Source organism: Larkinella arboricola, assembly GCF_003259745.1.
Lineage (GTDB): Bacteria > Bacteroidota > Bacteroidia > Cytophagales > Spirosomataceae > Larkinella > Larkinella arboricola.
The window spans coordinates 1,651,881-1,668,386 of sequence record NZ_QLMC01000001.1 but is presented as its reverse complement, the minus strand read 5'-3'; the positions used below and the strand labels follow the sequence as shown (position 1 = coordinate 1,668,386).

Genomic DNA, 16,506 nt, shown 5'->3' with positions numbered 1-16,506 from the left:
GAATAAGGGCGATTAAAAACCAAGCTCCAGACCCGCCGAAAACAGCTTGGTTTGCGGGTACATAGTAATTCCGTATAGCCCGTGATTTTTTACATCATTCGAAAATTCCGGATCAAGACCGGTGAATTTTGTAAACGTAATCAGGTTCTGGCCGGTCACGTAAACCCGGATGCGGTTCATTTTAATCCGGTTGGCCAGGCTGGCCGGAACCGTATAACCAATTGCCAGATTTTTGATTTTCACGTATGACCCATCCTCAACATAATAAGAAGAATACCACGAATAATTTCGGCTGGGATCGAGAATAAACTTTTTCGGATTGGCAGGATCGGTCAAGCCTAACCGTGGTTGGTCCGTCAGGCCATTGCCGAGAAAATAAGACGCATTAAAAATGTCATACGTCGACTGATAATCCTGTTGAAAAGACCGCTCAAAAATCGACGAACCGTTAATCACATCGCGACCGGCAACACCGATAATCTGTGCCATCACATCAAAGCCTTTCCAGCCCAGTTGCAGGTTAAAACCGTATTGAAACTTCGGCCAGGGATTGCCAATGAATGTGCGGTCGTTGTCGTTAATCTTCCCATCGCCGTTCAAGTCTTTGTATTTAAAATCACCCGCTCCGGTATATTGATGGTTGTAATACGCTACCTGTCCGGGTTTGATATCACCGGCTGCCAGCGCCTTCTGTGTGGCTGTTCCGTTTAAGGCATCCATCTCGGACTGGCTTTGAATCAGTCCCTCGGTAATCAACCCATAAATCTGACCAATTGGCTGACCATTAACCGTTTTAAAGGGCGAGTTTCCGCTCATAAAATCCAGGCTACCGCTGTAGATATAAGCAGTTGGCAAACCCAGATCGACTACGTTATTCCGGTTGTGCGACACATTGCCGGATACATTATACGTAAAACCGCCTTTGGTATCCCGGAAAGTTGCGCTCAATTCCCACCCCTTATTCGAGATTTTCCCGATGTTTACCGGCATCGTACTGGTAGCAGAATTAAAGTTGGCAATACCGGACGAAAGCGGGGTTGGCAAGTTGTATAACATATTGCGCGTATCGCGGCTATAATAATCGGCCGAGAACGAAAGTTTATCCCGGAATAAGTTGACATCTAACCCCACATTAATGGTATGTATTTCTTCCCACTTGATTTTTTCATTCACTACTTTAGTGGAATTAAAACCGCCAATAATGTTGGTTTCATCAAAGCTGTGTTGCTGAACTAACTGGTACGAAGGCAGGTAGGCAAAGTTGCCAATGGCCGCATCATTACCCAGAATCCCCCAGCTCACACGCGGTTTCAGAAGCGTGATCACATTCCCGTTCAGGTTCTGAAAAAAAGCTTCTTCGTTGATTTTCCAACCAGCCGAAACCGACGGAAAAACACCCCAGCGGTTAGCCGGAGCAAACTTGGGTGAACCATCGCGACGCACGTTGGCCGTAAACAGGTATTTGTCGTTAAAAACGTAGTTAATCCGTCCGAACTGCGAGAGCAAACCGCCATACCCAAGCGAACCACCCGCCGTTTTATTCGGGTTGGTCGATAAGCCAAACGACTCGGCGACCTTCACCGGGAAACCCGATGCCGTTGCGTTCAGACCGGAGCTAAAGGAGTTCCGGATTTCGTACCCGGCCATCACCTTGACATCGTGTTTTCCGCCAAAAACCCGTCCATACGTCAACTGGCTGGACAACACGTAACTTTCGCTGTAGCTGGATGATTTCGAATAACTTTCGACCGTTGCGGTTCGTTTCAAGTCATTTCGTTCGGTAAAACTATCTTCGAAGCTAGCGCCTAAACCGGCTCCGGCGGTGGTCCGAAAGGTGAGTCCGTTGATGATTTCCCAATCAAAATAAAGGTTGGCATCCAGGCCGATACCACCGTTTTTCCGGTGCATATACGCCAGCGCGGCTACATCGTTATCGCCCGAAAACTCCACCTCGGATGGCACTCTGGCAAAGGTGCCATCCTCATTCCGAATGGCCATATACGGCAGTGTACGCCAGGGAATGTTCCGGGTAGCGGGGTTCTCCCGCACCTTGGATAAATACAACTGATGACCGAACGTAAACCGCTTGCTCAACTTGTAATCGGCATTGATTCGCAACGAATACCGTTCCCAGTAATTCTGTTTCTGAATCCCGTCTTCGCGTTCATACCCGCCAGACAGGTAATACTTGGCCTTGCTGGTTCCCCCACTCACCGACAGCATGTACGTTTGCTCCATGCCGTTCTGAAACAATTCATCGAACCAGTTGGTATTCGGCAAGTTCTGATTATTCCAAAGCCCGTAGTCCTGCCCGATGCCGCGCCGGGCGCGGATGTAATCCGGTGTCTGGAGCATTTCATACGTCCGCGCAATCTGCCGAACACCGGTATTCGAACTAAAATTGATGTTCGTTTTCTGATCGTATGAACCGCGCTTGGTTGTAATCAACACAACGCCACCCGCAGCTTGGGCCCCGTAAATGGCAGCCGCACTGGCATCTTTGATAATTTCAATTGACTCGACATCGCGCGGGTTGAACGACGTGGAGTTTCCGCGGGGTACACCGTCGATCACGAACAGCGGATTCAGACCGTTGATCGAGCCGACACCCCGAATAATGATCTGGGAGCCAGAACCGGGTCGGCCACTATCTTTATTGACCATAACCCCGGCAGCCCGGCCCTGCAAGGCTTCCACCACGGAGCGAACCGGCAAATTCTTGATTTCGTCCGCTTTAACAGATGAAATGGAACCGGTCAGATCCGATTTTTTCTGCGTACCGTAGCCCACCACCACGACCTCTGAGAGCGATTTAACGTCGGGCACCAAGCTCACACTGATCGTTGAATTCGACCCTACGGTTTTCTCCTGGGAAACATATCCTAAAAAACTGAATACCAGAACACTACCAGCCCCAACTACAGAAAGTTTGTAGTTTCCGTCCGCATCGGTGGTGGTACCATTGGCCGTTCCTTTTTCGGTTACATTGACCCCTGGCAGCCCCTGATCATTTTCATCTTTGATCTGTCCGCTAACCTGTATCCGAACGGCCTGAATACTCACCGGGCTGCTAATGCTCATTGGCGCGAGCGAAGCAAATGAGTTTTGCCTGGCCACTTGACCGGGTAAAGCCGGTAAGGAGACTTCGGTGCGATCGGCTTCTTTGCCGGGCAGAATGAGGTAAGTGTCCTTCTTCGTTTTCTCAAGCCGTAAACCGCTGTTTTTCAACAGTATATTTAATTTCTGAGAGAGGCCCGTATTACGGTTCATGAGCTGTTTATCAACCGTAATACCTTCCAGCGCTTTTTCATCGAAGACGATGTTGACGCGGTATTGGTTCTGTAATTCCAGCAACACATCCCGCAGCCGGACCTGCGACGGACGACTGGGTACTTCCTGCCGCGGAACCGTGTGGTAAGCTAGCGTCTGGCTGTGCGATACCGTGGGGTAAAGCGCCAGCAACGCCAGGCCAACGGTCCACGAAGCCATAAAATGTAGGGGTTGGTTCATACTAATTAAGGTTTAGGAAACTATTACAGGACAATTGAAAAGCAAACCGGTCTACTGATCCCGTGAAAGAACCAGCGTATCGTTCTGATGCTGAAGTCGTAAGTTGAGCAATCGGGTCATCATCTCGAGCAGGTCGTTGGCATTCTGCGCCGGGTAATTCCCCGACAACTGATGAGCGGCCAGCTCGGCATCCGGAATCAATACCGTAACCCCAAACTGTTCGTGAATCTGACGGACAATGTCGGCCAGCGGTGTTCGGTTAAAAACAAACCGGTGTTCTTTCCAGGCCGTATGTTCGGCAACGGCTTGTTGACGCTGTAAATTGAACGTGCCTTGTTTAGTAACGATCACTACGTCGCCGGGGCGGATTGCCAACGGTTTCTGCCGCTTGTCTTTCAGAGACCGTAGCTTTACTTTTCCCCGGTTCAGAACAACTTTGGAACCCCGGTTTCGGCTGTAAACAATGAATTCGGTTCCTAGCACTTCCACTTCCAGTTGATCGGGCGTGTGCACCAGAAAGCGTCGATTATCATGCGTATGAACCACCGAGAACTCCGCTTCACCCGCCAGCTTCACTTCCCGTGTATCCTTGAAAACCGCAAAGCGCGGAACCTTCAGCGTCGAGTTGGCATTGAGCGTCACCCGGCTGCTGTCCGGCAAATAGATGGTTTGAATCTGGCCATACGCTGTTGAATAAGTTCGGTATAAAAGCCGTTCCCGTTGCCACCAGCTGAGTAATACCACCAATCCGACGGAAGCAGCCGCCAGCCAGTAACTCAGAAACGGACGCCGGACAACAGGTGTCTCAAGAGTCTCGCCAGCGGTTTCTTCGGGGTTTCTACCTTGCTCCATCTGGGCCCTTAATCGTTGAAAATCGCTCATCACGTCCGGCAAAAACTGGGCATTTTCCTTCTCCCACTCGTGCAGGGCGCGGTAGAACGTTTCACGGTTGGCCTCCTCCCGCAGAAACTCAGCAACAAGCTGTTTCTGGAGGGGAGTAGCCCGCCCGGCAAAATACGCCCGCAATATGCTTTTGGAAATTTTAGACTCCATTGGGTCATTGTCTTCTGATGGGAAGACCCAAAATAAATCCTTTACCCTAATACCGTTTGCTTTATTTTTTTAGAAAACCGGGTAGTAACGTCTTTGGGAACCAGTGTTATTTTTTGAAGATTTTTTTTCAGAAAAATCTGATTTGCCATTAGGGTAGATTCCGGAATTTGGGTCTTAGTAGGTAGAAAGGGTAAAGCAAAACTCCCGCGTGAACACAGACCTTCTCCATACGGTTTCCTTTTCCGGCCCCCAGTTGGTGAAACCGTCCGATACGGATTTGCCGGACGAGCCCGTAGCGATGTCCAATGAGGAGCTTTTCATTCGAAAAGCATTCGAGCAGGACCCCAGCAAGGGGTGCGAATTGCTGTTTCGGGAGTATTACGGGCCGTTGTGCAGCCATGCCATCCGCTTCGTCTATTCACGGGAAGTAGCGCGTGACCTGGTCAGTGATGTTTTTTATACCTTCTGGCAAAAGGAGCTTCACCGGCACATCACGACCTCATACCGGGCCTACCTTTATACCACCGTCCGGCACCGCAGCCTGAACTATTTACAACGCGAGTTTTGCCATGAAGCCAATCTAACCAATCTGGAATCGGCGGAGTTGGATCAGGGAGCTTTTTCAACGGCTTCGCAAACCCCGGAAGACATCATGAATTACGATGAACTGCTCCATAAAGTGGAGGAAGTCATTTGCCGGATGTCGCCCCAGAACCAGAAAGTGTTTATGATGAACCGCTTCGAAGGAAAAAAATACCAGTTGATTGCCGAGGAACTTCAGATTACGCTCAAAACCGTGGAAGCCCACATGAGCAAGGCGCTGGCATCGTTGCGGAAGGCACTCCGACAGGACACCATTTGGGGAATGTTGCTAAGCTACTGGTTTTTATAACAGTCCCCTCGCCTTATTTTTTCTCGTGCCGGGCCACCATTTCATCAAATTCCTGGGCGACCGCCGAATCCATCACCGCCTTGTTTTTCCAGGCAATGGAGCCATAAACGCCCGCCTTGCTGTAATCAAACGGTTTGAAACCAATCTTTTGAACCACCTCGGTATTGGTTAACCGGAAATCATGGGCCGCCGGATTGGCAAAACCCGGATCGGCCACAATCGAGCGCTGATCCTTACCGGCCTGCTGCCACTCCTGCACGGTCAGTTTGCCAAATGCCGGCTCTTTCGTCCGGGCATCCCAGTAACAGTTCAGGTCCGATGTCAGGTTAAATTTATGCCAGTTACTACTCAGCAGTGTACCTTTATCGAAATACACAATGTTATTGGTAAACGAAAACGACCGGTGCGGTTCGACGCGCGTGCCCTGAAGCTGCGCCTTGATATTGTCGGCAAAAATGTTGTTGCGAATGATGTTTTCCCGGCCGTAGTGCTGGTGAAAACCCGAACTTTTGCAGGCATACACCAGATTATTTTCCATCACAATTCCCGTCGAACCTTCATCGGTATACAGCCCCCAGCCGCCGTAATCGAACGCGTAAATGTGGTGAATGACGTTGTTGGACACTACCGTACCCTCCGACATGCCGAGCGTATAGACCCCGCCCATATCGCTCAGAACACCCCAGCCCAGGTGGTGGATGTGGTTGTATTCGACCCGGTTGCGTTTGGACGGGCTAAATGCATAGCCCCACACCCATCCGACCGATACGCCGGAATACCGGAAATCGGCCACTTCGTTGTGCGTCAGAGCATTATCCCGACCGTTAAAAATGATCAGCGCCACGGCGCAGGGAAACACGTGCCCACCTGAATGCAGAATGTTGTTATCGACGGTAATGTGGTGCGTCAGTTCCGACGAATCGGGCCGGATGACGGTTTCGCCAATCTTGACCCCACTCGCCCCCAGATCGTGCAGGTAACACCGTTCGACCCGCCCGTTGGCGCAGGCCCGCCGGAACCAGATGGCACTGCCGCCGGTATGGGCAATTTCGCAGTTGATGAAGCTAATCTGGTCAGCAAAATCCAGTTGCACCGTGGCTTCGATGGAGGCAGCCGCCTGCTCGGGTTCCACGCCAGAAACCGGCATCCGGTACCCGGCCACCTGAAACGACAGGTTTTCAAACCGAACATTTCTGACCCGTTTTCCTTCTTTTTCGTCGCCCTTGACAATCACGAATTTCTCGTTAACTGGCGCAAAACACGTTGTTTTGGCGATGGTTTCGCCGGGTCGTGGGCGGTAATACAGCGTACCGGTGGGTTCGAGAAACCACTCGCCGGGCGCATCCAGCGCAGCTTTCAGGTTCTCGATTTCAAACAGCGAATGGCGGGTTATGGGGTTCCAGGGCTTCATCCCCCCGCCGGTCATGTAGATCGCCGTATCGGCCTGACTAACCGAAAGAATCGGTTTGCGGGTGTTGTCCCAATGGTGATAGAACGTCACAACGGCGCGGTTCAGCTCGGCTTCCGACAGGCTGGTCAGCCAGGGCAGTACTTCGAGCGGAACGGTAACTTTCTGAGCGGCCAGTTCGGGAGCTCGGCCCTTTCCTTTATGCAAGATCGTTTCGGTGACGGCTTTCGGCTGAAAAAAACCGTCGTTGGGCGTTTTAGCCCGCACAGCCCGCTGACCGTTGACGTACAATTGTTCAAATACCCAGCCAAACCGCCGAACTTCCGGCACCTCGGTTTTCCAGAGACTATCCGACACTTTCTCGAAGCCTTTCAGCCGAATGCCGCCGTAAAAAATCGGCATACTCCCCGCTTCACCTTTAAACACCAGCGGAGCCTTTTCCGAACCCGAATCCTCAGCCGTCAGCATCAGCGGTTCATCCAGCAGATACTCTCCTTTCCGCACCACAATTTCCACCGGTTTAACGGGCGGTTTCTGCCGTCGCAACAGCCGGGCGCGGTTGCGGGCAGCGGTCAGGGTGGCCAGCGGCTTCTGAAGCGTGCCGGGGTTCCGGTCGTTACCCGACGGAGCTACGTAAATCGTTTGGGCGAACGAGTCAATCAGCCACAGGCTGGCCAATAAAAAAAGAGGGACGGTTTTACGCATGGTTCAGGAGTAGACTAGGTTCAAAAGCGCCTTGAAGTGCTTTCTTACTATTCGTACACCATAAACTCACTATACGGCCTCGATATATTTCCATTTCGTCCCGGCTTGTTGTTCCTCCGAATCACCAGCGGCTCCAGCCGGATAACACTCAAGGTATTTCGCCAGTAAAACCAATGTCTGCTGAAACCGACAACCTGAGTAAACATCAGGTTGTCGGCTAGCTGAATTGATGGCGTTATTTCAGGAATTTTTCAGTTCGTAATGAAGCACAACAATGCCGCAGTCAAAAGCCGTCGATTTTACCAGTGTCAGCGGTTGTTTGCCGTTCAGTTCCCGGAAAATGGGCATTCCGGAACCAATCGCCGTCGGATTAATGAATAGATGATATTCGTCAATCAGACCCTGTTTGATGAGTGCCGATACGAACGTCGCCCCGCCATACACGATGATATCCTGACCGTCCTGCTTTTTCAGCGTGGTAATTTCGTCCGCAAGGTCGCCTTTTGCCAGAACGGTATGGTCCCATTCCGACTGGTCAAGCCCTTTGGTAAAAACGACTTTCTCTGTGCTGTTGAATTTATCGGCGCCCTCCAGTTCGGGGTGAGACGCCCAATGGGGGATGAAACCCTGAGCCAGTTTTCGCCCCAGTACGATGCAGTCAACCGGTTCGGTTAGTTGGGTTACATACTTTTTCAGTTCCTCATCCCAATCGTAAATCAGCCAGTCCATTTCGCCATTGGGTCCGGCTATGTATCCATCAACGGTCATCTGTACTTGAAGTTTTAGCTTTCTCATGGTCGCATTGTTTTTGACAAAAATAGCCGGTGTGCGTCTTCGGAATGGGTTATTTTTATGCCTTTGATGGGGGGTAATTGCGACAGTTCAGGGTATGATTTCAGCCTCCCGACGCACCTGTTCCCTTCAGACGGTTTTCAAAACCGGATGCGTTGATTTGCGAATGACCAGCGTGGTATCCAGCGTCTGGGTTTCGGGCACAAAAGCCGCGCCTTCTTCAATTTGCCGCAGCAGCAACCGGGCGGCCACCCGGCCAATTTCGTTTGTTGGCTGCACCACCGCCGTCATCGGGGGCGTCACAAAAGCACTGTGGGGCGCGTTGGAAAACCCCACCAGCGAAATATCATCCGGAATCGACAAACCATTTTCCTGAATGCAAACCAGGGCCCCAATGGCCGTGGGGTCATTGACGGCAAACAACGCATCGGGTCGATTGGGCCCATCCAGCAACTGCTGCGTACAGGCGCGGGCGCGGCCCTCAATAAAATCGCAGGGCATAATAATCGACTCATCGACCGGAAACTGGTGCGCTTTCAGCGCATCGATGTACCCATTCAGCCGGTTGCGGCTCATCGTCAGGTTTTCGGGGCCGGCCAGGTGGGCAATCCGCCGACAGCCCGTCTGGATCAGGTGTTCCACCGCCCGAAACGCCCCCCGGTAATCATCGACCAGCACTTTCGAACCGGGCAGTTCATCGACAATCCGGTTGAAAAATACCACCGGCAAGCCTTTCCGCTGGGCGGCCAGAATGTGCTCATACTCATTCGTTTCCCGCGTAATGGCCATAATTACGCCATCCACCCGGCTCGACAGCATGGCCTGTAAATTATGTTTCTCAATTTCCAGCGACTCGTTCGACTGCCCAATCATGACCTTGTATCCGGCGGCATTGGCCACCTCCTGCACCCCCAAAATGACGCTCGGGAAATAAGCGTGCACAAACTCCGGTACCAGTACGCCGATGATGTCGGTTTTATTTTTCCGCAGACTGGTGGCAATGGTGTTGGGTTGATAATCCAGTTCGTGCGCCAGATCCAGCACGGCTTTTTTTGTATCCGGATTGATATCCGGCGCATTCCGTAACGCCCGCGAAACGGTCGAGATAGAAACGTTCAGTTTGATGGCAATATCCCAGATGGTTGGTTGTTTACTTCGCATACGGTTTCGGGCTTCTTCACTTTCTTAAAGATAAACCTCCCGGAAGCTACTCACGCCGGTTTCACCGGTTTTTCTCCTGCCTACCGTTTCTTCTTTACTCTGGTCACTTCTGAATAGCGCACTGGACGCCAACGAATTTATAACTTTTCCTATTTTCTCCTGGGGCAGTCGGGTTTCAGCCATTCCAAACGGTGTTTCGAAGCAAAGGCTCTATTTTTCTTTTCCGGCAACGTTTCCGGAAACGTTTTTTCCAAAGCAAGACCACTCCCCATTTCCACCTCTCGAATTTATTCATATAAATTCAGAAATAATTCAACAAAAGACGGATTAGCAAGGCGGTTTTATTGAAATCAACTGTTCAGCCCTGACTCTAATGACCAGGCAGATAATTGAACTATCCTAACTCTTTACCATTATGAAAATAAATCTAAATAAGGTACGATGGCTACCCCTGCTGCTGCTCGCGTTTAGCCCCATCAGCCATCCACTGCTGGCCCGTAATCCGACGTTGCGGTTCAGCAAGCCGTCGGTCAAACCAATCGCCATTTCCATCAAAGGAACCGTGACTGCCGAAAATGGCGAAACATTGCCGGGTGTCACAGTGGCCGTCAAAGGAACCACGCTCGGCACCACAACCAGCGAATCCGGTCAGTTCAGCATCAGCGTTCCCGACGGCAATGCCGTTCTGGTATTCAGTTCGGTTGGTTACGAGAAGCAGGAAATGCCGGTCGGCAATCGCACCACCATTAATGTGTCGCTAAAAGCGGATACCAAAGCGCTCGGCGAGGTGGTGGTCGTTGGCTACGGTACCCAGCAGCGCCGGGAACTGACGGGATCCGTCGCTTCCGTGAAAGGCAAAGAGCTTGAAAATCTGCCCGTTCCCGGACCGATTGAAGCGTTGCAGGGCCGGGTCGCTGGGGTCGAAATTGTGCAGAATAGCGGATCACCAGGCGGTAGCCCAACCGTCAAAATCCGGGGCATTACGTCGCTCAACGCGGGCAACAGCCCACTTTATATTGTTGACGGTGTTCCGATTACGGGCAACATCAACGTCGTGAACCCCAACGACATCCAGTCGATGGAGGTGCTGAAAGACGCGTCGGCGTCGGCCATATACGGAGCGCGGGGTGCCAACGGCGTTATTATCATTACGACCAAACGCGGCAAAGCGGGCAAAACTTCCGTCAACTTCAGCGCCTACACCGGTTTTGCGGAAGTCCGCAAGCAGATTCCGATGCTCAATGCCGTGCAGGAGCGGGATTACATCCTGAATGCCGTGCAAAACGCGGGTGTGCCCGAAGTACGGCTGGGCCTGGATACCCTGTTCAACGGCGACACCCCGGTTTACGACACCAACTGGCAGAATGAACTGTTCCGGACCGCCCCGGTTTCCAATTACGAACTGTCGCTACGGGGTGGTAACGACAAAACGACCTACGCGGCTAGCCTGGGGCTGTACGACCAGAAAGGCGTCGTGATCAGCTCGGGTTACCGAACCTACCGCGGGCGGTTCAGCATCGACCATCAGGCGTCTTCCCGCTTCAAAACCGGGGCAAATATCCTGCTGTCTACGGCCAAGCGCGACCGTGTTCCGGAAGGCGACGACAACAATGCCGTGCTGACCAACGCGCTCCGGATGCTGCCGTTTTCACCGGTTTATAACCCCGATGGCTCCTACACTTTTGTCGATCAGATTCAACGCCCGAATCCGGTGGCGCTGGCGACGCAGAGCGTTTCGTTTGCAGTCGTGAACCGGCTGCTGGGCAATGTTTACGCCGACTATGAAATCCTGAAAAACCTGACATTCCGCTCGACGCTAAACATCGACTACTCGGGCACCCGCGACGAAAATTTCATTCCCAGCACCATCCAGGGCGGAGGAGCCCGGCCCGCAACGGCTTCCTATGCCGACGTGTCAAGCTGGATCAGCGAAAACACGCTCAACTATAACCGGTCGTTCGGTTCGCACAACCTGTCGGGCCTGTTGGGGTATAGTGTGCAGGAAACGCGCCTGTTCAACCTGTCGGCAGCTGCCAATCAGGGGGCAACCGACAACATTCCGACCCTGAACGCAGCGGCTACGGCAACGGGGGCATCGAGCAGCAAATCAGCCTGGGGGCTGGCTTCGTACTTTGCCCGTGTCAATTACAGTTACAACGACAAGTACCTGCTGGCTGCTACCCTGCGCCGGGACGGTTCTTCGCGGTTCGGGGCCGACAACAAGTGGGGCTGGTTTCCGGCGGTATCAGCAGGCTGGCGGCTTTCGCAGGAACCGTTCATGCAGGGCCTTCCGTTTATTAACGACCTGAAACTGAGGGCCAGCGTCGGCGTCGTCGGCAATCAGTCCATCAGTGATTACGGCGCGCAGGGCCTGTACAGTACCGGACGCAACTACATCGGCAAATCCGGTATTGCGCTCTCGGCAGTGCCCAACCCGTCGTTGAGTTGGGAATCGACCACGCAGTCGGATATCGGGCTTGACATTTCGTTTTTGAACGACCGCATTGCTTTCACCGCCGACGCGTATCTGAAAAAGACGAACGACCTGCTCCTGTCCGTCAATTTACCCACCACGTCGGGTTTCAGTTCTGCCTTGCAAAATGTGGGCAACACCCAAAACAAAGGACTTGAATTCAGCATTTTCAGCCAGAATCTTACCGGCTCGGGCGCGACGGGTGGTTTTAAATGGAGCACCAGCTTTAATCTTTCGTTCAACCGGAACAAGATCATTAAACTTTCCAATAACAACGCCGACATCATCCAGAGCAGCGCCGATGCCGTGTATTTCAGCGAACGGCCCGTTGGTATCGGTCGGGTGGGCGAACCCATCGGGGTTTTCTACGGCCTGCTCTACACCGGGCGGGTGTATGCGACCTCGGAAGAAGCGAAAGCCGCCAATCTGCGGGATGGCAGCAAAACCGGTCCGCTCTACGAAGCGGGTGACATGATTTACGTGGACCTGAACGGCGATGGCGTCATCAATGCTGACGACCGGACGCTCATTGGCAATGCCAACCCCAAGTTTACGGGCGGTTTGACCAATAACTTCTCGTTCAAAGGGTTCGATCTGTCGGTTTTCATGCAGTGGTCCTACGGCAACGACATTTACAACCAGACCCGGCAGTCATCAAACCGGAGTTTTGTCTATAATGCGGCTACGACCGAAGTGCTCCGGAGCTGGCGCAAACAGGGCGACATCACCGACGTACCGCGCGGCACCCCCAGCACCATCGCCCGCAACGGGGTTCCGTCTACCCGCTGGATTGAAGACGGTTCGTACCTGCGTATAAAAACCGCTACGCTCGGCTATACCGTTCCGCCGACCATCCTGAAACGCATCAAAGCGGAAAGCCTGCGGGTGTATGTTTCCGGCCAGAACCTGTTCACGTTCACGAAATACCTCGGTCTTGATCCCGAAGTCAATTTCCGGAGCAGTCTTCCGCTCCTGCAAGGCATCGACCTCGGTACTTACCCGCAGGTTCGCACCTTCACCTTTGGCTTAAACCTCGGCTTCTAACCTGACCTTGACCATGAAAAATTTTCTTAATACCCTATTGACCGTCATCCTGCTGAGTCTGGCCAGCGGGTGTACCGACGTACTCGACCAGGTACCGCCAAGCGCCCTGACGCAGGGGTCATTTTTTCAGAATGCCGCCGATGCCGAAGCAGCCATTATTGCCGCCTACGATGCCTTGCAGGGCGACGATACGCGCCGGGTGGTCTGGGGCGACGCCCGCGCCGATAACCTCAAAGTGCCCGTCGAAACGATTGGTGTGACGGACCCCGGTGTGCTTGATTTTCAAAACGACAACATCAGCAACAGCAGCGGTTTTGCCACTTGGGGCAGCTTTTATTCGGGCATCAACCGGGTGAACAACGTGCTGGCGCAGGTTCCCAACATCAAGAGTCCCACCATTGCCAGCATTCGCGACCGGATTATGGGAGAAGCCTATTTTTTGCGGGCGTTCAATTATTTCTTTCTGGTCCGGCTCTGGGGCGCCGTGCCGCTCGTGCTGGAACCGACCACGTCGCTGGACAAAGACTTGCATTTGCCAAGAACCCCCGCCGACAAGATTCAGGAGCAGATTCTGGCCGACCTGAAAGAAGCCGAAAAGCTCCTGCCGGTTACGTACGCATCGACCATCGAAACCCGGGGCCGGGCCACGAAGGGAGCCGCTCAGGCATTACTGAGCAAAGTCTACCTCTGGCGGAGTTCGTATAATCAGACCAATGAATGGCAATTAGCCGCCGATTATGCCGCCAACGTCATTGCCAACCCCACTTATTCGCTGGTATCCGGCGCGAATTACGGCACCCTTTTTACGGCCAAAAATACCACTGAATCCATCTTTGAACTCCAGTACAACAATGCCAATCAGGAAACCAACGGTCTTTCGGCCTACTTCATGCCCCGCAGCAGTAAAGTACAAACCGGTGGAAATCAGACGCTGATCCCGTCGCCGAAACTGGTAGAAGCCTTTGAACCGGGCGATTTGCGCAAGGCGGCTACCTTTTACCTGAGTAATCCGCAGACCGATCAGTTTCCGAACCTGCCCACGGTTGCCAAATACCAGGGAACCGTAATCGGCAACGCTCGTTTTAGCGACAGCAATTACATCTTCCTGCGGCTGGCGGACGTCATTCTGATGCAGGCTGAGGCCCTGGCGCAGTTGGGCAAAACCACCGAAGCCGCCCGGCTGGTGAACCAGATTCGCAACCGGGCCGGACTTGCCAATACAAGCGCAACCACCAAAGAAGCCCTCCTGCTGGCCATCGAACAGGAACGCTTTGTGGAACTGTGTTTTGAAGGCCACCGCTGGTATGACCTGCTCCGGACGGGTCGGGCCAAAGCCGTACTGGGGGTTGACAAAAAACCGTTGCTGCCGGTGCCGATCACCGAAATCATGCTCAACCCGAATCTTTTACCCCAAAATCCGGGCTATTGATTTTAAGCCAGCCGTTCATCGGTAGTCCGGCGGAGCGGCTGGCTTTTACCCTTAAACCGTCGAAACAATGCACGTAAAGCTAAAAAGGACCCTCCTCTATCTCGCGTTAATTCTGGCTGCTGCCACCCCGCTGCTGGCCCAGCAGGACTGGCGGGATATTAAAACCGGAACGGTTATTCCCGACGAAACCTACAGCGATCAGCCCTACATTGTTAAAACCAACGACGGAGCCTGGCTGTGTGTACTGACCACCGGCACCGGCCACGAAGGCGCTTCGGGCCAGCACATCATTACCCAGCGGAGTCTCGATCAGGGCAAAACCTGGATCGACAAACGCGACGTGGAACCCGGCGATGGTCCGGAAGCGTCGTATGCCGTGCTGCTCAAAGCGCCGTCGGGCCGGATTTTTGTTTTCTATAACCACAATACCGACAACATTCGGGCGGTGAAAGGCGACGATCCGCCGTATAAAGACGGTCTGGTAAAACGTGTTGATAGCCAGGGCTATTTTGTCTTTAAATATTCCGATGATCACGGTAAAACCTGGTCGGCCAACCGGATTACGATTCCGATCCGGAATTTCCAGATTGATAAGAAAAACCCGTATCAGGGCAAAATTCAATACTTCTGGAACGTGGGACGGGCGTTCGCGTATAAGCAATCCGCGTATGTGCCCGTTCACAAAGTGGGCGGTTTTGGCGACGGTTTTTTCACCTCCAGCGAAGGCGCTTTGCTGCAAAGTCCCGATTTGCTGACCGCAAAAGATCCCGCGAAAGCAAAATGGAATACCCTGCCCGATGGCGAAATCGGGCTGCGAACGCCCACCAAAGACGGTGGCCCCATTGCCGAAGAACAAAGTTTTACCATCCTGAGCGACGGTTCGTTTTATTGTGTCTACCGGACCATCGACGGGCATCCGGCGTATACCTATAGCCGCGACGCCGGGCATACCTGGGAGCCACCCCAATATCTGCGCTACGCCAACGGCCAGTTGGTCAAGCACCCCCGGGCGGCTAATTTTGTCTGGAAATGTGAAAACGGAAAATACCTTTACTGGTTTCATAACCACGGCGGACGGTTTATCCGGGAACACGCCCGACGCCGGAGCATCGCCTATGAGGACCGCAATCCGGCCTGGGTGATGGGCGGAGTGGAAGTTGATTCGCCCAAAGGGAAAATCATCAAATGGACCCAGCCCGAAGTTCTGCTGTACGACGAAGACCCGCTGATTCGGATGAGCTACCCCGATCTGGTGGAAGATAAAGGTGCCTATTACATTACGGAAACCCAGAAGGATATTGCCCGCGTCCATAAAATCGACGAAAAACTGCTGACGAATTTGTGGAATCAGTTTGACAACCGGAAGAAAACGGAAGATGGTCTGGTCACCAACTGGACGTACCAATCGGGAAATTTCCCGCAAACCGTCGCGGCTCCAACGCTGCCCGAATTTTACAAACGCGACACCAAAAAGCTGGAGCAACCGGGCGTGAACGTCCCCAACGGTTTTACGGTCGATCTGGCTTTCAACCTCGCCAATCTGTCCGAAAACCAGATTCTGCTCGACGCCCGCGACTCCACCGGTAAAGGCTGGTTTGTGCGAACGACGGACAAAAAAACCGTTGAACTCGCCATGAACGACGGGCGGACGCAGGCAACCTGGGCCTGTGATGAAGGATTACTCAAACCCAATCAGAACCACCATGTCAGCCTGATTGTCGATGGTGGACCGCACATCATCGCGTTTGTGGTTGATGGCGTTCTGAACGACGGGGGTGACACCCGGCAATTTGGCTGGGGCCGGTTCAATGCGTATTTGAAATCGGTGGCCGGGGCTTCGCAAATCCGCATTGGCGCATCGATTAGCGGACAGGTCAGCCAGTTGTCGATCTACAACCGTGCCCTGACGGTATCGGAAGCCGTCGGGAACTTCAACGCCCGGAAGAAAACGCCGTAAAGCGGCTCCCCATTTATTCTCTCCTGCGCACTCCCGAACTGGGAGTCAGGCATCGCTTTTTCAAAAATCAAACGAACGAAAC

9 protein-coding genes are annotated in these 16,506 nt (G+C 53.0%); 4 read left to right on the top strand and 5 right to left on the bottom strand.

Going from position 1 to position 16,506, the window contains the following annotated elements; all coding sequences use genetic code 11:
- Positions 1 to 12: 12 nt before the first annotated feature.
- Together LX87_RS06565 and LX87_RS06560 are read right to left on the bottom strand one after the other, a co-directional pair.
- Positions 13 to 3,510, bottom strand: a complete 3,498-nt coding sequence (locus LX87_RS06565; protein WP_229310564.1) for a SusC/RagA family TonB-linked outer membrane protein — start codon at positions 3,508 to 3,510, stop codon at positions 13 to 15.
- Between the two features lie 51 nt (positions 3,511 to 3,561).
- On the bottom strand, positions 3,562 to 4,563 hold the full coding sequence (locus LX87_RS06560) for a FecR family protein (protein WP_111627324.1): 1,002 nt from the start codon (positions 4,561 to 4,563) through the stop codon (positions 3,562 to 3,564).
- A gap of 208 nt (positions 4,564 to 4,771) precedes the next feature.
- Between LX87_RS06560 and LX87_RS06555 the strand changes: the two genes are divergently transcribed.
- Positions 4,772 to 5,455 (top strand): RNA polymerase sigma-70 factor, encoded by a 684-nt coding sequence (locus tag LX87_RS06555; RefSeq protein WP_229310563.1) that lies wholly within the window; start codon positions 4,772 to 4,774, stop codon positions 5,453 to 5,455.
- Positions 5,456 to 5,468: 13 nt separating this feature from the next.
- Here LX87_RS06555 and LX87_RS06550 read toward each other — a convergent pair whose 3' ends face one another.
- The 3 genes from LX87_RS06550 to LX87_RS06540 form a co-directional block, all read right to left on the bottom strand.
- A complete protein-coding gene (locus LX87_RS06550) occupies positions 5,469 to 7,568 on the bottom strand; it encodes a right-handed parallel beta-helix repeat-containing protein (RefSeq protein ID WP_111627323.1) in 2,100 nt (699 codons plus the stop codon).
- A 240-nt stretch (positions 7,569 to 7,808) separates the two neighbouring features.
- A complete protein-coding gene (locus tag LX87_RS06545; RefSeq protein ID WP_111627322.1) occupies positions 7,809 to 8,363 on the bottom strand; it encodes a dihydrofolate reductase family protein in 555 nt (184 codons plus the stop codon).
- A 126-nt stretch (positions 8,364 to 8,489) separates the two neighbouring features.
- Positions 8,490 to 9,521 (bottom strand): LacI family DNA-binding transcriptional regulator, encoded by a 1,032-nt coding sequence (locus LX87_RS06540; protein ID WP_111627321.1) that lies wholly within the window; start codon positions 9,519 to 9,521, stop codon positions 8,490 to 8,492.
- 415 nt (positions 9,522 to 9,936) lie between these two features.
- On the opposite strand from LX87_RS06540, the gene LX87_RS06535 reads away from it, so the two are divergent.
- From LX87_RS06535 to LX87_RS06525, 3 genes are all read left to right on the top strand, one after another.
- Entirely contained in the window at positions 9,937 to 13,038 is a 3,102-nt protein-coding gene (locus tag LX87_RS06535; protein ID WP_111627320.1) for a SusC/RagA family TonB-linked outer membrane protein, read from the top strand.
- Positions 13,039 to 13,051: 13 nt separating this feature from the next.
- Complete coding sequence (locus LX87_RS06530; RefSeq protein ID WP_111627319.1) at positions 13,052 to 14,467, top strand: RagB/SusD family nutrient uptake outer membrane protein; 1,416 nt, start codon at positions 13,052 to 13,054, stop codon at positions 14,465 to 14,467.
- 67 nt (positions 14,468 to 14,534) lie between these two features.
- Entirely contained in the window at positions 14,535 to 16,424 is a 1,890-nt protein-coding gene (locus LX87_RS06525; RefSeq protein WP_111627318.1) for an exo-alpha-sialidase, read from the top strand.
- Positions 16,425 to 16,506 lie beyond the last annotated feature (82 nt).